The 17,962-nt window shown below is 71.7% G+C and carries 15 protein-coding genes; 4 read left to right on the top strand and 11 right to left on the bottom strand.

The genetic code is table 11. The annotated features are described in order from the left end of the window. Positions 1–3: 3 nt before the first annotated feature. Entirely contained in the window at positions 4–1,314 is a 1,311-nt protein-coding gene (locus tag OG936_RS08500; protein WP_406493634.1) for an NAD(P)/FAD-dependent oxidoreductase, read from the bottom strand. Positions 1,315–1,516: 202 nt separating this feature from the next. After that, positions 1,517–2,416 carry a TIGR01777 family oxidoreductase gene (locus tag OG936_RS08495; protein ID WP_406493633.1) on the bottom strand — a complete coding sequence of 300 codons (900 nt, stop codon included), beginning with the start codon at positions 2,414–2,416 and terminating at the stop codon, positions 1,517–1,519. Positions 2,417–2,696: 280 nt separating this feature from the next. Between OG936_RS08495 and OG936_RS08490 the strand changes: the two genes are divergently transcribed. Together OG936_RS08490 and OG936_RS08485 are read left to right on the top strand one after the other, a co-directional pair. Then, positions 2,697–2,828, top strand: coding sequence for a hypothetical protein (locus OG936_RS08490; RefSeq protein WP_406493631.1), 132 nt, complete (start codon positions 2,697–2,699; stop codon positions 2,826–2,828). 50 nt (positions 2,829–2,878) lie between these two features. Further along, entirely contained in the window at positions 2,879–3,415 is a 537-nt protein-coding gene (locus OG936_RS08485) for a GNAT family N-acetyltransferase (protein WP_406493629.1), read from the top strand. A gap of 15 nt (positions 3,416–3,430) precedes the next feature. Here OG936_RS08485 and OG936_RS08480 read toward each other — a convergent pair whose 3' ends face one another. After that, entirely contained in the window at positions 3,431–4,075 is a 645-nt protein-coding gene (locus tag OG936_RS08480; RefSeq protein WP_406493627.1) for a TetR/AcrR family transcriptional regulator, read from the bottom strand. 207 nt (positions 4,076–4,282) lie between these two features. On the opposite strand from OG936_RS08480, the gene OG936_RS08475 reads away from it, so the two are divergent. Continuing rightward, on the top strand, positions 4,283–5,053 hold the full coding sequence (locus OG936_RS08475; RefSeq protein ID WP_406493625.1) for an SDR family NAD(P)-dependent oxidoreductase: 771 nt from the start codon (positions 4,283–4,285) through the stop codon (positions 5,051–5,053). Between the two features lie 87 nt (positions 5,054–5,140). On the opposite strand, the gene OG936_RS08470 is transcribed toward OG936_RS08475, so the two are convergent. From OG936_RS08470 to OG936_RS08440, 7 genes are all read right to left on the bottom strand, one after another. Further along, complete coding sequence (locus tag OG936_RS08470) at positions 5,141–5,662, bottom strand: DUF4240 domain-containing protein (protein ID WP_406500363.1); 522 nt, start codon at positions 5,660–5,662, stop codon at positions 5,141–5,143. Between the two features lie 61 nt (positions 5,663–5,723). Further along, positions 5,724–6,695: a helix-turn-helix transcriptional regulator gene (locus OG936_RS08465; protein ID WP_406493623.1), complete on the bottom strand. Its 972-nt coding sequence runs from the start codon at positions 6,693–6,695 to the stop codon at positions 5,724–5,726. Positions 6,696–6,798: 103 nt separating this feature from the next. Further along, complete coding sequence (aceE, locus tag OG936_RS08460; RefSeq protein ID WP_406493622.1) at positions 6,799–9,468, bottom strand: pyruvate dehydrogenase (acetyl-transferring), homodimeric type; 2,670 nt, start codon at positions 9,466–9,468, stop codon at positions 6,799–6,801. 352 nt (positions 9,469–9,820) lie between these two features. After that, complete coding sequence (locus OG936_RS08455) at positions 9,821–10,444, bottom strand: GntR family transcriptional regulator (RefSeq protein ID WP_266745745.1); 624 nt, start codon at positions 10,442–10,444, stop codon at positions 9,821–9,823. 145 nt (positions 10,445–10,589) lie between these two features. Continuing rightward, complete coding sequence (gene sucB, locus OG936_RS08450) at positions 10,590–12,359, bottom strand: 2-oxoglutarate dehydrogenase, E2 component, dihydrolipoamide succinyltransferase (RefSeq protein WP_406493620.1); 1,770 nt, start codon at positions 12,357–12,359, stop codon at positions 10,590–10,592. 61 nt (positions 12,360–12,420) lie between these two features. Continuing rightward, entirely contained in the window at positions 12,421–13,809 is a 1,389-nt protein-coding gene (gene lpdA / locus OG936_RS08445) for a dihydrolipoyl dehydrogenase (RefSeq protein WP_406493618.1), read from the bottom strand. Between the two features lie 385 nt (positions 13,810–14,194). After that, positions 14,195–15,751 (bottom strand): leucyl aminopeptidase, encoded by a 1,557-nt coding sequence (locus OG936_RS08440; protein WP_406493616.1) that lies wholly within the window; start codon positions 15,749–15,751, stop codon positions 14,195–14,197. A gap of 264 nt (positions 15,752–16,015) precedes the next feature. Here OG936_RS08440 and OG936_RS08435 point away from each other — a divergent pair, with 264 nt between their 5' ends. Beyond that, entirely contained in the window at positions 16,016–16,888 is an 873-nt protein-coding gene (locus OG936_RS08435) for an endo alpha-1,4 polygalactosaminidase (RefSeq protein ID WP_406493615.1), read from the top strand. A 266-nt stretch (positions 16,889–17,154) separates the two neighbouring features. On the opposite strand, the gene OG936_RS08430 is transcribed toward OG936_RS08435, so the two are convergent. Next, entirely contained in the window at positions 17,155–17,934 is a 780-nt protein-coding gene (locus OG936_RS08430) for an adenosylcobinamide-GDP ribazoletransferase (protein WP_406493614.1), read from the bottom strand. Positions 17,935–17,962: the final 28 nt, after the last annotated feature.

Below are 17,962 nucleotides of genomic sequence, written 5' to 3'. Positions count from 1 at the left end.
GTCCTACGCCGCTTCGGGCAGCGATGCCGTCCCGTTCGCGTACCCCGGCCGCACGCCCAGATCGGTGAGGATCGCCTCGGCCGCGCGGCGGCCTGAGAACAGGGCGCCCTGGACCGTGCTCGTGTCGCGGTGGTCGCCGCACACGTACAGCCCGGCGAGCAGCCGGACGGGGCGGCGCAGATCGTGCGGGGCGGGCATCGCCGGAACCGCCTCGGGGTCGTGGTGCGCGGCCAGCAGCTCCCAGTCGTCGGTGGGGGTGCCGTACAGGGCGGCCAGATGGGCGCGGACCGTGCGGTCCAGATCGGCGGGCGGGGCGCCGAGCACCGTCGAGCTGATCAGGGTCCGGCCGTGCGGGGCGCGCGACGGGTCGACCGCGCTCATCACCGCGGTGTGTGCGACCGGGCCCGAGCGGTCGGCGTCCAGCAGCAGCGAGGCACCGGTCGGCGGGGGAGCGGGGGCGGTGTGGTGAAGGACCGTCACCGGGTGGAAGGGCGGCACCCGCAGGCCGGGCAGCAGCTCGGCGGCGGCGCCCGCGCCGGTCGCCAACAGCAGGGAGCGGCAGCCCAGTTCGCCGTGCTCCTTGGTGCGGACCGAGGTGATGTCGGCTGCCGTGACATGCACGCCCGTGCGTACGGTGCCGGGCGGCAGCGTGGCCGCGAGCATTTCGGGCAGCCGCGCCGAACCGCCCTCGGGCACGCACAACCGGCCGCGCGCGTAGTCGCGCAGTGTGAGATCGGCGCACCGGCTGGACGTGGTGAGCTGCGGGTCGCTGAGCAGCGCGGTGAGCAACGGCCGCAGAAAGCCGTTGACCGTACGGGCGGTCAGGCCGCGCCGGGAGAGGGCGGCGAGCGCGGTCTGCTCGGGCCGGGCCAGGATGCGGGCGGCCGGGGTCGCGGCGAGCCGGGCCAGGGCCGCGCCCAGCCGGGCCTGGTCGATCGGCCCGCCCATCGGCGAATGGGGGGCGCTTGCGAGGGCGCGCGCTGCCTTGAATGCGCCCCGCGCGCCCCGTACATCGCCGGTCCGGTACCGGCGGCCCTCGCTGTGCACGAGCACCCCCGGCGCGAAGCTGCGCAGCACGAGCCCGTCGAGGGCGGGCATCAGGCGGAGCTCCGGGTACGAGGTGCTGAGGAGCGGGCCGAGATGGTCGAGCAGGAAGCCGTCCGTTTCGGCGGTGGTCATCCGGCCGCCGACCCGGGGGCCGGCTTCCAGGACGCTGACATTTACCCCTGCGCTGGTCAGTCGGTGGGCGGCTGACAGGCCGGCGATTCCGGCCCCGATGATGACGACGTCCGCGTGGCGTGCCGAGCTGAGCACGTACCCTCCCCGAGTCGGCGCAACTTCTGGGAGGCTCTTGCCCCCGACTGGCCCCCGGAATAACCGAGTTCGCAAGGAGGCTAGGAGGGCGCCCGATGCGGGCGCAGTCGCGCGTACCCGGGGCACCGGTGCACGGGGTCGCACATTCGTCCGCATACGTGCGGGGTGCGCGGGCCGAGGTCGCGCCGGGCGCGCCCCGTGTTCAGCGCAGCGCCGCGCGGATCGCCGCGTCGATTCCCGGGAAGGCGAACACGAAGCCCGAGTCCAGCAGCCGGCCCGGCAGCACCCGCTGACTGCTCAGCACGTCCCCGGCGAAGTCCCCCAGGGCGATCCGCAGGGCCGGTGCCGGAGCGGTCAGGAGCGTGGGGCGGTGCAGCACGCGCCCCATCGCGGCCGTCACCTCGCCGTTGGTGACGGGGTCGGGGCCGGTCAGGTTCACCGGACCCGACAGCGACTCCGTCTCCAGGATGTGGCGCAGTGCCGCGATCTCGTCGTGCAGCGCGATGAAGCTCCAGTACTGGCGTCCGTTGCCCAGCCGCCCGCCGAGCCCCGCGCGAAACAGCGGGAAGAGCCGGCCCCAGGCCCCGCCCTCACGCGCGACGACCAGACCGGTGCGCGCGTGCACCGTCCGTACGCCCGCCTCCTGGGCGGCGGCCGTGGCCGCCTCCCATTCCACGCACACGGACGGCAGGAAGCCTTCGCCGGCCGGGGCGCTCTCGTCGACCGCGCGGTCCCCGGTGTCGCCGTAGTAGCCGATGGCCGACCCGGACAGCAGTACTTTCGGCGGTGCGTCCAGTGAGGCGACGGCCTCGGCGATCGCCGTCGTCCCGAGCACCCGGCTGTCCCTGATCTCCCGCTTGTACGCCGGTGTCCAGCGGTGGTCGCCGACGCCGGCGCCGGCGAGATGGACGACGGCGTCGCAGCCCACCAGGCCCGCCGCGTCGACGTACCGGCGCCGGGGATTCCACTCGACCTCGTCACCGGACCGTGCCGGGCGTCGCACGAGGCGTACGACCTCGTGCCCGTCGGCACGCAGCGAGCGCACCAGCGCCGCTCCGATGAGTCCGGATGCTCCGGTGACAGCGATACGGGAGTGCAGCATGGGGCCATCCTGCCGCAGGGGGCCCGGGTGCGCCTCGCCCGACGGGCCGAGACCCCCCGCACAGGTCATCCGAAGAGCAGCCGGAGGGCGGCGTCCCGGTAGTGCCGGACGTGCCACAGCGCGCAGCCGGCCGCGGCCTCGACGTCCGCGGCGGTGATCGCCGCGCAGAGCCGCTCGGTGTGGACGCCGACGCCGTCGCCGGCCGGCTCGGCAGCTCGACCACGGGGTCCTGCCCATCACCCCGCACCCGGACGTCAGCGGCCGGCCGCAGGTGCTGCTGATGCCGGAGTGCTTCATCGAGTACGTCGCCGGGCACGAGGGTGTCGGCTTCTGCACCCTGGAGGACGCGGCCGACGATTTCCGCCGCCGGTTCCCGTCCGACTCGGCCGAGCGCCCCGCCGATATGCGCTGAGCCGACAAACGGGCTGACCGGGCACGGTGCGGCGTGGCACAGTGGCACGCATGCCCGAGATACACCCGCAGCCGGTCAGCCCCATCCGCTCCGTCCGCCCCGCGGTCCTCGCCGACGAAGCCGATCTCGGTGAACTCGACCGTTCCACGTGGTCCACGCTCCACGCGGTCATGCCGAAGCAGCAGCCGCCGTACGCGCCGTTCTTCGACGACCGCCACAGGCCCGAGGAGTTCCTCGTCGCCGAGGCGGAGGACGCGGCGGGGGAGGTGTCCATCGCCGGATACATCAGGCAGGTCCCGCCGACCCCGATGGCCTGCAACGCGCATGTCCGGCAGATACAGGGCCTCGCCGTGGCCGACTGGGCGCGCGGCCGCGGGGTCGCCAGGACCCTGCTGCGGGCCGCGTGCGAGGCCGCGCGGAGCGACGGGGCGAACCGGATGACGCTGCGGGTGCTCGGGCACAACGCACCGGCGCGGGCCCTTTACGAGTCGGAGGGGTTCGTCGTCGAGGGCGTGCTGCCCGGGGAGTTCTTCGTGGGCGGACGTTACGTCGACGACGTCCAGATGGGCCGCTCGCTCGCCCCCTGACCGTTCGGTTCCCGCTCAGCCCTTGAACAGCCGCATGCCGCCCATGAGTTCGTGCAGACAGCGGACCGCCAGATCGGCGGGTGAGCCGGGCCCGCTCGTCGGCGCGTCCGTCTGCGCCCAGGCCTCCAGCGCCACCCGTACCGCGTCCGTGGCGGCCGCTGCGGCGAGCCGGACCTCCAGCTGGTCCGCCCCCTCGCCGGCCAGCCGGGTCAGCACCGGCAGCAGCCGTTCCTCCGAATCCTGATTGACCCGGTACCAGACGGCACGCAGTGCCGGGTCCGCCACCGCCGCCCGCAGCAGCCCGCGCGTCCAGCCGAGCTGCTCGGCGGCGTCCGCGCCCGGCACCCGGAGCGCCTCGGTGACCGCCCGCTCCAGGACCCCGGCGAGCGCGTCCCCGGGCTCGGCCGCTTCGAGCAGCGCCCGCCAACGCTCGGCGCCGCCGGAGAGCAGCGGGCCCACCGCGTCCTGCTTGGAGCGGAAGTACCGGTAGAAGGTGCGCAGCGCTACGCCCGCCCGATGGGCGATGTCCTCCGCCGTGGTGCCCTCGGGCCCGCGCTCGGCGAAGAGCGCGGCGGCGGCGCGCGCGATGTCCAGTTGGGTCGCGGCCTTACGTCGTTCGGTGAGGGACGGCTGCGACGGCCGGCTCGGCTTGGGGCTCATTCCCAGGAGATTACCCCGGCAGGGGAGAGGTGTGCGCAAAATGACGTCATGGCAAATCGTGCCACTTAGGCGTACAGTGGACATCGGTCGAGATGGAATCGAGAACCTTCGAGACCGTCGCGACAGAGCTCCGAGAGAGCTTCGAGAACGCTTCGGGACAGCAGTCACAGCAGTCATTGCAGTCACCGGGATCGGGAGAGAACAGAAATGAACCGTTACGAAGGCCGTCGCGCACTCATCACCGGTGGTGGCTCCGGCATCGGACAGGCCACCGTCCACCGCCTCCTCGCCGAGGGCGGCCGCGTCGTCGCGGCCGACGTCAACGAGGACGGGCTGAAGGCCACGTACGGGACCGCCGTGGCGAACGGCACCGCCGACCGCCTCACCACCCTCGTCCTCGACATCTCGGACGAGTCCGCGGTCCGGGCGGGCGTCGCCTCCGCCGTGGCCACGCTCGGCGGCCTCGACGTACTGGTCAACGCGGCCGGAATCCTGCGCTCCGAGCACACGCACAAGACGACGCTGGAGTTCTTCAACAAGATCCTCGCGGTCAACCTCACGGGTACGTTCCTGGTGATCCGCGAGGCGATACCGGCCCTGCTGGCGGGCGACAAGCCGGCCGTCGTGAACTTCTCCTCCACCTCGGCGAGCTTCGCGCACCCCTACATGTCGGCGTACGCGGCGAGCAAGGGCGGCATCCAGTCGATGACGCACGCGCTGGCGAGCGAGTACAGCAAGCAGGGGCTGCGGTTCGTCGCCGTCGCGCCCGGCTCGATCTCCTCCGACATGACCAGCGGCAACGGCCCCGGGCTGCCCGTCGATGCCGACATGTCGCTCTTCGCGAAGCTGTCCCCGGCGCTCGGCGAGGGCTTCGCCAGCCCGGACACCGTCGCGGGCGTCGTCGCGATGCTCGGATCGCAGGACGGGGCGTTCATCACGGGTACGGAGATCCGGATCGACGGCGGCACGCACTTCTGACGCGGCGACAGAACCGGCTTCCGCGTGACGGCTTGATGGCGTGACGGCGTGACGGCGTGACGGCGCGACGGCAGGACCCCGGCGGGTTCAGTCGGCGCCGAACCGCTCCCAGAGCGCGGGAAAGCGTCCCGCCAGCACCTCTTCGTCCTCAAGGCCGAACGGGGTGCCCGCCGGCTCGGCGGTCTGGGGCGGCAGGCCGAGGTCCGGGGTGACCACGCCGGTGAGCTGTTCGTACGCCTCGTCGGCGGCGTAGCCGAGGTCCTCGGCCTCCCCGTCGACCTCCGGGTCGAAGTCGTCGAGGAGGTCGGCGAGGCCGTCCGGATCGTGCAGCGCGCCCTCGAAGACCTCCCGGCCCTGCCCGATCAGCCAGCAGCGGAAGAAGTCGAAGGCGTCGTCGCTCGCGCCGCCCAGCAGTACGGCGGCGGCGCCCCACACATCCCAGCGGTACGCGCGGTTGAAACGGGCCTCGAAGTGCTTGGCGAAATCCAGCACGGCTTCGGGATCGAGCAGCACCAGCCGTTCGACGAGCAGATCGGCCTGGTCCTCGGGGTCGCCCTCGGCGGCCTCGCGGGTGCTGTCGACGATCTCCCAGAACTCCGTCTCGTCCATCACGGCTCAAGCATCGGCCTTGGCGGCCTGCGATGCACGCGGACGCGGCGAAAAGGATCCCTCAGCGATAGAGGTCGCGCAGGCGTTCGGCGGCCGCGGCGAACCGGGCCCGCAGGGCTGCCGGCTCGAGGACTTCCAACTCCGGTCCGAGGGCGAGCAGTTGGCTGTACGCGATATCGAGGGTCTCGACCGGCAGAGTGACCGTCAGCCACCCCCGCGCGTCGGCCGGTCCCGCCGCGTCCAGTGCGTCGTGGACCGCCGAACGGTCCAGTGCGTACGGCAGTCGGCGTACCCCCTCCGGCGACACCCGTACCGTCACCTCGGTACGCAGCAGCGAGTGGGCGAACTGCGCGGCCCGCTCGTCCCAGAACCCCGGCAGATCGAACCGCTCGTCGCGCGCGAACCGCTCGTCCGACACCGCGACGGCCGAGAACCGGTCGATCCGGTACACCCGGAAGTCCGCCGCCACCCGGGCGCAGAGGTACCAGACCCCGGCCTTCAGGACGAGCCCGTACGGGGCCAGCTCCCGCTCCACCTCCTCGTCCCGGCCGCCGCGGCGGTAGCGGGCGTGGACGATCCGGTCGTCCCAGACCGCCTCCGCGACGGCGGGCAGCAGCTCGGGAGTGACCGGTTCCTGGTACCAGCCGGGAGCGTCGAGGTGGAAGCGCCGGGCGGCACTCGCCGAGGCGTCCCGCAGGGACGGGAGCAGCGCCGCCGACACCTTGAGCCGGGCCGCGGACGCGACGTCCTCCAGGCCCATCTCGCGCAGGGCGGACGGCAGCCCGGAGAGGAAGAGCGCCTCGGCCTCGCTGCGGGCGAGTCCGGTGAGGCGCGTACGGTACCCGCCGACCAGCCGGTAGCCCCCGGCCCGGCCCCGGTCCGCGTACACCGGGACACCCGCCTCGGAGAGCGCCTGGGCGTCCCGGGCGACGGTCCGCTCGGACACCTCCAGCTCCTGGGCGAGCTCGGCGGCGGTCATGGCGGGACGGGACTGCAGCAACAGCACCATTTTGATGAGACGGGCAGCACGCATGCGGCCATTGTGGCCGGACGCGTGCTGCCCCCGATGGCGGGCCGGGAGCGATCCTGGGCCCGCCATCCGGCGGCCGGGCGTACCCGGCCGCCTCCTCGTCAGGTCACAGCCCGTACCGCTCCCGGGCGTCCTTGACCGCGGACGCGGACACCTCGCCGCGGCGGGCCAGCTGGGCCAGGGCCGCGACCGTGATCGACCGGGCGTCGACGCCGAAGTGGCGGCGGGCCGCGTCGCGGGTGTCGGAGAGGCCGAAGCCGTCCGTGCCGAGCGAGGACCAGTCCTGCTCCACCCACTGGCTGATCTGGTCCGGGACCTGTCGCATCCAGTCGCTGACCGCGAGGACCGGACCCGGTGCGCCCTCCAGCGCACGGGTCACGTACGGCACCCGCTGCTCACCGCGGAGCAGCGCCTCGTCGCACTCCAGCGCCTCGCGGCGCAGCTCGCCCCACGAGGTGGCGGACCAGACGTCGGCCCGGACACCCCAGTCCGCGGCCAGCAGCTCCTGGGCCTCCAGGGCCCAGTGGATCGCCGTACCGGAGGCCAGCAACTGGATCTGCGGTGCGTCCGCCGCGCCGGGCGTGCCCTCCTTGAAGCGGTAGAGGCCCTTGATGATGCCGTCCTCGACGCCTTCCGGCATCGCGGGCTGCGGCTTCGGCTCGTTGTAGACCGTCAGGTAGTAGAAGACGTTCTCGGCGTCGGGGCCGTACATCCGGCGCAGACCGTCCTTGACGATCACCGCGATCTCGTACGCGAACGCCGGGTCGTAGTTGAGCGACGCGGGGTTCGTGGCGGCGATCAGGTGCGAGTGGCCGTCCGCGTGCTGGAGGCCCTCACCGGTCAGCGTCGTACGGCCCGCGGTGGCACCGACGATGAAGCCCTTGCCGAGCTGGTCGGCGAGCTGCCACATCTGGTCGCCGGTCCGCTGCCAGCCGAACATCGAGTAGAAGATGTAGAAGGGGATCATCGTCTCGCCATGCGTCGCGTACGACGTCGAGGCGGCGATGAAGTCGGCCATGGCCCCGGCCTCGGTGATCCCCTCGTTGAGGATCTGGCCGTCCTTGGCTTCCTTGTAGTACATCAGCTGGTCGCGGTCGACCGGCTCGTACGTCTGGCCCAGCGGCGAGTAGATACCGGCCGACGGGAACAGGGACTCCATGCCGAACGTGCGCGCCTCGTCCGGGACGATCGGCACCCAGCGCTTACCGGTCTCCTTGTCCCGCATCAGGTCCTTGGCCAGGCGTACGAACGCCATGGTGGTGGCCATCTCCTGCTTGCCGGACCCCTTGTACAGGGCCTTGAACGCGCGCTCCTCGGGCTCGGGCAGCGCCACCGCGTGCACCCTGCGGGCCGGTGCGGGGCCGCCGAGGGCGGCGCGGCGCTCCTGGAGGTAGCGGACCTCGGGGGAGTCGGCGCCCGGGTGCCCGTACGGCACCAGGCCGTCGGCGAAGGCGCTGTCCGGGATCGGGAGTCCGAGCAGCTCGCGCATGCCCTTGAACTCGTCGATCGTCAGCTTCTTCATCTGGTGGTTGGCGTTCTTGGACTCGAAGCCCTTGCCGAGCGTGTAGCCCTTCACCGTCTGCGCGAGGATCACGGTCGGCGCGCCCTTGTGCTCGACGGCGGCCTTGTACGCCGCGTACACCTTGCGGGCCTCGTGGCCGCCGCGCGAGTTGTAGAAGCACTCGGCGATCTTCGCGTCGGTGAGCAGCTTCGCCAGCTCGGCGAGCGCGGGCTCGGCGCCGAAGAAGTGCTCACGGATGTAGGCGACATCGCGGGTGGCGTACGTCTGGAACTGCGCGTCCGGGACCTCCCGGAGCCGGCGGACCAGCGCACCGGTGGTGTCCAGCTGGAACAGCTCGTCCCAGGCGCTGCCCCAGAGCGTCTTGATGACGTTCCAGCCGGCGCCGCGGAACGCGCCCTCCAGCTCCTGGACCACCCGGAAGTTGGCGCGGACCGGGCCGTCGAGGCGCTGCAGGTTGCAGTTGATGACGAAGGTCAGGTTGTCGAGCCGCTCACGCGCCGCGAGGGTGAGGGCCGCGGTCGACTCGGGCTCGTCCATCTCGCCGTCGCCGAGGAAGGCCCAGACGTGCGAGTTCGACGTGTCCTTGATGTTGCGGTTGGCCAGGTAGCGGTTGAAGCGCGCCTGGTAGATCGCCGACAGCGGCCCGAGGCCCATCGACACGGTGGGGAACTCCCACAGCCAGGGCAGCCGACGCGGGTGCGGGTAGGACGGCAGACCGTCGCCGCCCGCCTCCTGACGGAAGTTGTCGAGCTGCTGCTCGCTGAGCCGGCCGTCGAGGAACGCGCGGGCGTAGATGCCGGGGGAGGCGTGGCCCTGGATGTAGAGCTGGTCGCCGGAGCCGTCCCCCTCCTTGCCGCGGAAGAAGTGGTTGAAGCCGGTCTCGTACAGCCAGGCCGCCGAGGCGAAGGTGGCGATGTGGCCGCCGACGCCCAACCGGGAGCCACGGGTGACCATCGCCGCCGCGTTCCAGCGGTTCCAGGCGGTGATCCGGGACTCCATCTCCAGGTCGCCGTCGAACGCGGGCTCGGCGGCGGTCGGGATGGAGTTGACGTAATCGGTCTCCAGCAGCTTGGGCAGCGCGAGACCGGCGCCCTCGGCATGCTGGAGCGAGCGGCGCATCAGGTACGCGGCGCGGTGCGGGCCCGCGGCCTTGGTGACGGCATCCAGGGAGGCCGCCCATTCGGCGGTCTCCTCGGGGTCACGGTCCGGGAGCTGATCGAGCTCGCTCGGAAGCTTTCCTACGGGGTCGGTCATGATCGCCGCCTTCCGGAGTGGAGGGGGGTGGAGAAAGGCCCTGACTGGCAGGACAGGGCGATGGGGCCGGTGGGCCCGCGGAGTGAACTCTAAGCCGCCGATCGATGATCGATCAAAGGATGAACGGCAAAACTTCTCGATATGAAGAAAGTGGCATTCGGTGCCGTAAAGTCGGGCACGGAGTGACGGGATTTAGCGCACAAAAGGGGCGCTCGCTTGCACGTGTGAGCGAGCATTGCGACAGGTGAGTGCGTTGCTCGGGCGGAGTCGCGTACGCGTCCGCGGCGGCGGATGCGCCTGCGCCTCTCGGACGGCGATGCGCACACCGCTCGGGCGCGTGACGCGTGCGGACTCAGGCGCGGGGCGCGCAGCCGAGGACGTGGGCCTTGACCAGGATCCCGATGTCCGGGTCCTTCCGCAGGAAGGCTTCGATGAGGGCCTCGTGCTCCTCCGCGTACGACTTCTGCACCGTGCCCAGCCACCGGATCGACAGGGCGGTGAACACCTCGATGCCCAGCCCTTCCCAGGTGTGCAGCAGTACGGCGTTCCCGGCCGCCCGCACCATTTCCCGGTGGAACGCCACCGTGTACCGCACCTGCGCCTCGCCGTCGGCCAGCCGGTCGGCCTCGTAGAGCGCCGCCACATGCGGCGACAGCCGCGAGCAGTCCTCGCCGAGCGCCGGAGCCGCCAGTTCCGCGGCGATCTGCTCCAGACCGGCCCGTACCGGATAGGACTCCTCCAGGTCGGCCGCCGTCAGGTTCCGTACGCGTACGCCCTTGTTGGGCGCCGACTCGATCAGCCGGAGCGTCTCCAGTTCCCGCAGCGCCTCGCGTACGGGCGTCTGGCTGACTTCCAGCTCGGTGGCGATCCGCCGCTCCACGATCCGCTCGCCCGGCTTCCAGCGCCCGCTGACGATCCCGTCCACGATGTGCTCGCGGATCTGTTCGCGCAGCGAGTGGACGACGGGCGGGGTCATGAGGGGCTCCTTCGGAGAAACGGCGCTGCCGTTCCGGTCGACGTCGAAGCGGCGACCGGTGGTGACTAGACAATACGGCGGCGCCCCCGCCCGGAAGTGGTCCGGACGGGGGCGCCGCTGGTGAGGCTGGTTACAACCGTGGTGCTCAGAGGCCGAGCTCGACCTCGAACTCACCGGCCTCCAGGATCGCCTTGACCGAGGTCAGGTAACGGGCGGCGTCCGCGCCGTCCACCAGACGGTGGTCGTAGGAGAGCGAGAGGTACGTCATGTCGCGCACCGCGATCGTCTCGCCGAGGTCCGGGTGGTCGATGACCACCGGGCGGCGGACCGTGGCACCGATGCCCAGGATGGCTGCCTGGTTCGGGGGCACGATGACGGTGTCGAACAGCGCACCGCGCGAGCCGGTGTTGCTGATGGTGAAGGTGGCACCGGACATGTCGTCCGGCGTCAGGCCGCCACCGCGGGCCTTGCCGGCCAGCTCGGCGGTCTTCTTCGAGATACCGGCGATGTTCAGGTCGCCCGCACCCTTGATGACCGGGGTCATCAGACCCTTCTCGGCGTCCACGGCGATGCCGATGTTCTCCGAGTCGAAGTACGTGATGGTGCCCTCGTCCTCGTTGATCCGGGCATTGACGACCGGGTGGGCCTTCAGCGCCTGGGCCGCCGCCTTCACGAAGAACGGCATCGGGGACAGCTTGACGCCCTCACGGGCGGCGAATGCGGCCTTCGCCTGGTTGCGCAGCTTCATCAGCTTGGTGATGTCGACCTCGACGACCGAGGTCAGCTGGGCCTGCGAGTGCAGCGCCTTCATCATGTTGTCGCCGATGACCTTGCGCATGCGGGTCATCTTGACCGTCTGACCGCGCAGCGGGGAGGCCTCGAGCTTCGGCGCCTTGGCGGCGGCGGGCGCGGCGGCGGGGGCCGGGGCAGCGGCGGCCCTGGCGGCCTCCGCGGCGGCGGCGACGTCCTGCTTGCGGATCCGGCCACCGACGCCGGTGCCCTTGACGGTGCTCAGGTCGACACCGCTCTCGGAGGCGAGCTTGCGCACCAGTGGCGTGACGTACGCGCCCTCGTCGACGGGGGCCGTCGGGGAGACCGGAGCCGGAGCGGCCACGGGCGCCGGAGCGGCCACGGGCGCCGGAGCGGCCGGGGCCACCGGAGCCGGAGCGGCGACCGGGGCGGCGGGCGCCACCGGGGCCGGAGCCGGTGCGGGGGCGGCCGGAGCAGCCGGGGCCGGTGCGGGGGCGGCCGGGGCGGCGGCGGGCGCCGGAGCGGCCGGAGCCGGGGCAGCCGCCGGAGCGGCACCCGCGGCACCGATGACGGCGAGCTTGGCGCCGACCTCGGCGGTCTCGTCCTCGGCGACGACGATCTCCAGCAGCACACCGGAAACCGGGGCCGGGATCTCGGTGTCGACCTTGTCCGTGGAGACCTCCAGGAGGGGCTCGTCCTCCGTGACCTCCTCGCCGACCTCCTTCAGCCAGCGGGTGACGGTGCCCTCGGTGACGCTCTCGCCGAGCGCAGGGAGGGTGACGTCGGTACCGGTGGCGCCACCGGCCGGGGCGGCGGCCGGAGCCTCGGCCACGGGGGCCGGAGCAGCGGCGGCGGGGGCCTCGGCGACCGGCGCCGGGGCGGCTGCGGGCTCGGCGACCGGAGCCGCGGCGGCAGCAGGCGCACCCGTGCCGTCGTCGATGACGGCCAGCTCGGCGCCGACCTCGACGGTCTCGTCCTCGGCGACCTTGATGGCCGAGAGGATGCCGGCCGCGGGGGCCGGGATCTCGGTGTCGACCTTGTCGGTCGAAACCTCGAGCAACGGCTCGTCGGCCTCGACTCGCTCGCCCTCGGCCTTCAGCCAGCGGGTGACAGTGCCCTCGGTGACGCTCTCGCCGAGCGCCGGAAGGGTTACGGAAACCGACATGGTTTCAGTTGCTCCTTACGAAAGTGCGGAAGTAGGTCGGTCGTCGCGCCCGGTCGACTGATCAGTCGTGGGAGTGCAGCGGCTTGCCGGCCAGGGCCAGGTGGGCCTCGCCGAGCGCCTCGCTCTGGGTCGGGTGGGCGTGGATGAGCTGCGCGACCTCGGCGGGCAGCGCCTCCCAGTTGTAGATCAGCTGGGCTTCGCCGACCTGCTCGCCCATACGGTCACCGACCATGTGGACGCCGACCACGGCACCGTCCTTGACCTGGACGAGCTTGATCTCGCCGGCGGTCTTGAGGATCTTGCTCTTGCCGTTGCCCGCGAGGTTGTACTTCAGAGCGACGACCTTGTCCGCGCCGTAGAGCTCCTTGGCCTTGGCCTCGGTGATGCCCACGGAGGCGACCTCGGGGTGGCAGTACGTCACCCGGGGAACGCCGTCGTAGTCGATCGGAACGGTCTTCAGACCGGCCAGCCGCTCCGCCACCAGGATGCCCTCGGCGAAGCCGACGTGGGCGAGCTGGAGCGTCGGGGCCAGGTCGCCCACGGCCGAGATGGTCGGAACGTTGGTCTGCATGTACTCGTCGACGAGGACGTAGCCGCGGTCCATCGCGACGCCGGCCTCCTCGTAGCCCAGGCCCTGCGAGACCGGGCCGCGGCCGATGGCGACCAGCAGGACCTCCGCCTCGAAGGTCTTGCCGTCGGCGAGGGTCACGCGGACGCCGTCCTGCGTGTACTCGGCGCTCTGGAAGAACGTACCGAGGTTGAACTTGATGCCGCGCTTGCGGAAGGCGCGCTCAAGAAGCTTCGAGCTGCTCTCGTCCTCGACCGGGACGAGGTGCTTCAGGCCCTCGATGATCGTGACGTCGGTGCCGAAGGAGGTCCACGCCGAGGCGAACTCGACGCCGATGACGCCACCGCCCAGCACGATCGCGGACTTCGGGACGCGGTCCAGCTTCAGCGCGTGGTCCGAGGAGATGATGCGGTTGCCGTCGATCTCCAGGCCCGGCAGCGACTTCGGCACGGAGCCGGTCGCGAGCAGCACGTGACGGCCCTGGACGCGCCGGCCGTTCACGTCCACCGAGGTGGGGGAGGAGAGCCGTCCCTCACCCTCGATGTAGGTGACCTTGCGCGAGGCGATGAGACCCTGCAGACCCTTGTACAGGCCCGAGATCACGTCGTCCTTGTACTTGTGGACGGCCTGGATGTCGATGCCCTCGAAGGTGGCCTTGACACCGAACTGGTCGGCCTCACGCGCCTGGTCGGCGATCTCGCCGGCGTGCAGCAGGGCCTTCGTGGGGATACAGCCGTTGTGCAGGCAGGTGCCGCCGACCTTGCCCTTCTCGATCAGAGCGACGTCCAGGCCCAGCTGCGCTCCGCGCAGGGCCGCGGCGTAACCGCCGCTACCACCGCCGAGGATCACTAGGTCGAAAACGGTGCTGGCGTCGTTCGCCACGTCACGTCCTCCATGCATGTGCGCCGTATGCCGGGCCCCGTCGCTGGGGGATGACCGGCCGGTCGGCTGGTGTTCGGCCGCTTTTGTTATTCGGCCCTGTGGTGGGGGCCCTGTCCTGCCGAGAACCCATCTTCGCACTTGTTGACGGCGGGCGGGACGCGGGGCCCGGGTCTGAGACGGATGATCATTCGTCTCGGGTGGTTACCGCTGCGTAGAAATAAAAAAAGAACAGGCGCGCAGCGCGGCCTTGGAAGGGGGGTGGTGGGAGACGGGAGGGCCTACTGATTTCGTTGAGAGCGAAACCGGCCGGATCCGTGCCGCGACGCCACCGGGGGAACACGTACGGCCCCGGACGTATGCCCGGGGCCGTACGGCAACCGCGACGTCAGCCGAGGTCTCCGGCCGCGGTGCGCTCCGCCAGCTTCACCAGCGTGCGGACCGCGGAACCGGTGCCGCCCTTCGGCGTGTAGCCGTACGGCGCGCCCTCGTGGAAGGCCGGGCCCGCGATATCCAGGTGCGCCCAGGCGATGCCCTCGCCCACGAACTCCTGCAGGAACAGACCGGCCACCAGGCCGCCGCCCATCCGCTCGCCCATGTTGGCGATGTCGGCGGTCGGGGAGTCCATGCCCTTGCGCAGGTCGGCGGGGAGCGGCATCGGCCAGGAGGCCTCGCCGACCTCCTCGGCGATCTCGTGGATGGAGGTACGGAAGGCGTCGTCGTTGGCCATGATGCCGAAGGTGCGGTTGCCCAGCGCCAGCACCATGGCGCCGGTCAGGGTCGCCACGTCGACGATCGCGTCCGGGTTCTCCTCGGAGGCGCGGGTCAGCGCGTCGGCGAGGACGAGCCGGCCCTCGGCGTCCGTGTTGAGGACCTCGACGGTCTTGCCGCTGTACATGCGCAGCACGTCACCGGGGCGGGTGGCGTTGCCCGACGGCATGTTCTCGGCGAGCGCCAGCCAGCCGGTGACATTGACCCGCAGGCCCAGACGGGCGGCCGCGACGACGCTCGCGAACACGGCGGCGGCGCCGCTCATGTCGCACTTCATCGTCTCGTTGTGACCGGCCGGCTTCAGCGAGATGCCGCCCGAGTCGTAGGTGATGCCCTTGCCGACGAGGGCCAGGGTCTTCTCCGCCTTCGGGTGCGTGTAGGCGAGCTTCACCAGGCGCGGGCCGTGGGTCGAGCCCTGGCCGACGCCCAGCAGGCCGCCGAAGCCGCCCTTGACGAGGGCCTTCTCGTCGAGGACCTGCACCTTGATGCCGTGCTCCTTGCCCGCGGCGGTGGCCACGGCGGCGAAGGACTCGGGGTACAGGTCGTTCGGCGGGGTGTTGATCAGGTCGCGGGCGCGGTTGATCTCCTCGACGATCGCGAGCGCGCGGTCCGCGGCCGCCTTGAACGCCTTGTCGCGGGGCTTGGTGCCGAGCAGGGCGACCTCGGCGAGCGGCTGCTTCGGGCCGTTGCCGTTCTTCTTGTCCTTGGGCGCCAGCTTGTTCTCGCCGCCCTGGTACGCGGTGAAGGCGTACGCGCCGAGGAGCGCGCCCTCGGCGATCGCCCCGGCGTCCTCGACGGAGGCGATGGGCAGTGCGAAGCCGGCCTTCTTCGCACCGGCCAGGGCGCGCGCGGCGGAGCCCGCGGCCCTGCGCAGCGCCTCGGCGTCGTACGCCTCGTCCTTCTTCGGGACGGAGCCGAGGCCGACCGCGATGACGACCGGGACCTTGAGGCCGTCGGGCGCGGGGAGCTTGGTCACCTCGCCCTCGGCACCTGCGGCGCCCAGGGCCTCCAGGACGGTGGCGAGCTTTCCGTCGAACGCCTTGTCCACGGCCTCGGCGCCCGGTGCGAGGACCAGGTCCCCAGACTTGGATCCAGCGCCCTTGGCGACGCCGACGACGAGTGCGTCGGCGCGCAGCGTCGCCGCACCGGCAGTGCTGAGAGTGAGAGCAGTCACGGTGGTGAAATCTCGCTTCCGTTGAGTTCGTTGTCGGTCGATGGGTGGGCCGACCGTGCCCGGCGCATCGTAGACGCCGCCGCAATGTGCCGGGAATGAGCCTACGCGCGCCTTTGCTGCGGTATCACGGCGGCGGGCCGTCGATGGCCTGTTGCGGGAGCCCGGGCCACGGGCCGGGAGCGGCCCGGGACCGGGCCCGTGCGGCCGGAACGGACCGTGGACGTATGGTCGTTGGTGGTGCCGGACCAACAGGGGGAGAAGACCATGCGCGCCCGCGGGACCGCACGCGTGCGGGGAACTGACCGGGCGCTGCCCGTGACTGTACTGATGCTGCTGGCCCTGCTGACCGGCTGCACCACGGCTGCGGAGCCCGACTCGAAGGGCCGGTGGCGGCCGGAGCCGGGCATCGGCTGGCAGTGGCAGCTCTCCGGCCGGCTGGACCCCACGGTGGACGTCCCGGTGTACGACATCGACGGCTTCGACCACCGGGCCTCGGCCGTCGCCGATCTGCACCGCCGGGGCCGCAAGGTGATCTGCTACCTCTCCACCGGCGCCTGGGAGGACTTCCGTCCGGACGCCGGGAAGTTCCCCGCCGCGATACGGGGGAGGAGCAACGGCTGGGAGGGGGAGTACTGGCTCGACATCCGCCGCACGGACGTCCTGGAGCCGCTGATGGAACGCCGGATCGCGATGTGCGCGAAGAAGGGCTTCGACGCGGTCGAGCCCGACAACATGGACGGCTACCGCAACCGTACGGGCTTCCCGCTGACCGCCACCGACCAGTTGCGCTACAACCGGCTCGTCGCCCGTATCGCCCACCGCCATGGACTCGCCGTCGGCCTGAAGAACGATCTCGGCCAGATACCGGAGCTGGAGCCCGACTTCGACTTCGCGGTCAACGAGCAGTGCGCGCAGTACGAGGAGTGCGAGGCCCTCACTCCGTTCGTGAAGGCGGGCAAGGCCGTCTTCCACGTGGAGTACGAACTGCCGGTCGCCCGGTTCTGCGCCGCGTCGAAGCGGCTGGGGCTCAGCTCGCTGCGGAAGAAGTACGAACTGGGTGTGTGGCGCCAGGAGTGCCCGAAGGCGCGCTCCCGGAACGGTACGGGCGGATCGGGCTCCGAAGCCGAGGGGGCCTAGGGTCTTTCGGTCGGATCAGGCTTGGGCACGCGAGCCCGGCGTGATCCAAACGGGAGGCCCTGGCCAGGAGGGTGCTGAAGATCTTGGCCGGGCTCCGGACGCCTGGCACGCACACCTGCGGCGTTGCCGGAACGGCCTGACAGCTCCTTCCCCAAGCTCTCAACTGCGTTCGAGCAGGGGAGGCCCCATCTGAGGCCGCTTCGGCGCCTTGCAGCTGCACGCACCGGACGCCGCTCGCTGATCCGGCCAAGATCTTCAGCACCCTCCTAACCGAGCGCCAGCACCACCAGAGCCGCCGTCGCCGCCGTCTCCGCCAATGCGCCGAAGACATCGCCGGTCACCCCGCCGAAGCGGCGCACGCAGTGCCGCAGCAGGAGTTGGGCGGCGCCGAGGGCGAGCAGCGCGGCAAGGGCGTGGTGCAGCGCCCCGTAGCCGCCGAAGAGCGCACCGGCACCCGCGCAGGCCGCGACCACGACCGCCCCGGCCGCCATCGCGGCCCGGACCGTGACCGTCCCCGCCACCGCCGCACCCAGCCCTTCCGGACGGGCCGCCGGCACGCCCTGACGGGACGCCAGGGTGAGCGCGAGCCGGGCGGTGACCGCCGCGACGGCCGCCGCCACCGCGCCGCGCGCCCAGCTCTGCCCGTACAGCTGGTCGAGGACCGCGACCTGGGCCAGCAGCACGAACAGCAGGGTGATCACCCCGAACGGCCCGATGTCCGACTGCTTCATGATCCGCAGGGCGTCGTCGGCGGGCCTGCCGCTGCCCAGACCGTCCGCGGTGTCCGCGAGACCGTCCAGATGCAGACCCCGGGTGAGTACCGCGGGCACGGCGGCGGAGGCGACCGCGGCGAGCAGCGGACCGGAGCCGAGCAGCAGCAACAGGCCACCGGGTACCGCCGCGAGGAGCCCCACGACGAGACCGGCCAGCGGCGCGCACAGCATCCCGGCGCGGGCGGTACCGCGGTCCCAGCGGGTGACGCGGACGGGAAGCACGGTCAGGGTGCCGAAGGCGAAACGCAGGCCGTGGAGGTTCAGGGAGGTCACGGCGCGCAGGCTAATCGCTGTGACGGAC

Source organism: Streptomyces sp. NBC_00846, from assembly GCF_045207325.1.
Classification (GTDB): Bacteria; Actinomycetota; Actinomycetes; order Streptomycetales; family Streptomycetaceae; genus Streptomyces.
Note: the sequence above shows the minus strand (reverse complement) of the source record. Positions and strands in the feature narration are given on the sequence as shown.

Bases quoted from the DNA above. Each gene is read 5' to 3' on its own strand.
- OG936_RS08455 (WP_266745745.1), bottom strand. From the start codon at position 10,444: ATGACCCCGCCCGTCGTCCACTCGCTGCGCGAACAGATCCGCGAGCAC.
- OG936_RS08470 (WP_406500363.1), bottom strand. From the start codon at position 5,662: ATGGACGAGACGGAGTTCTGGGAGATCGTCGACAGCACCCGCGAGGCC.
- OG936_RS08485 (WP_406493629.1), top strand. From the start codon at position 2,879: ATGCCCGAGATACACCCGCAGCCGGTCAGCCCCATCCGCTCCGTCCGC.
- OG936_RS08475 (WP_406493625.1), top strand. From the start codon at position 4,283: ATGAACCGTTACGAAGGCCGTCGCGCACTCATCACCGGTGGTGGCTCC.
- OG936_RS08435 (WP_406493615.1), top strand. From the start codon at position 16,016: ATGCGCGCCCGCGGGACCGCACGCGTGCGGGGAACTGACCGGGCGCTG.
- aceE (WP_406493622.1), bottom strand. From the start codon at position 9,468: ATGACCGACCCCGTAGGAAAGCTTCCGAGCGAGCTCGATCAGCTCCCG.
- OG936_RS08480 (WP_406493627.1), bottom strand. From the start codon at position 4,075: ATGAGCCCCAAGCCGAGCCGGCCGTCGCAGCCGTCCCTCACCGAACGA.
- OG936_RS08465 (WP_406493623.1), bottom strand. From the start codon at position 6,695: ATGCGTGCTGCCCGTCTCATCAAAATGGTGCTGTTGCTGCAGTCCCGT.
- OG936_RS08490 (WP_406493631.1), top strand. From the start codon at position 2,697: ATGCCGGAGTGCTTCATCGAGTACGTCGCCGGGCACGAGGGTGTCGGC.
- sucB (WP_406493620.1), bottom strand. From the start codon at position 12,359: ATGTCGGTTTCCGTAACCCTTCCGGCGCTCGGCGAGAGCGTCACCGAG.
- OG936_RS08495 (WP_406493633.1), bottom strand. From the start codon at position 2,416: ATGCTGCACTCCCGTATCGCTGTCACCGGAGCATCCGGACTCATCGGA.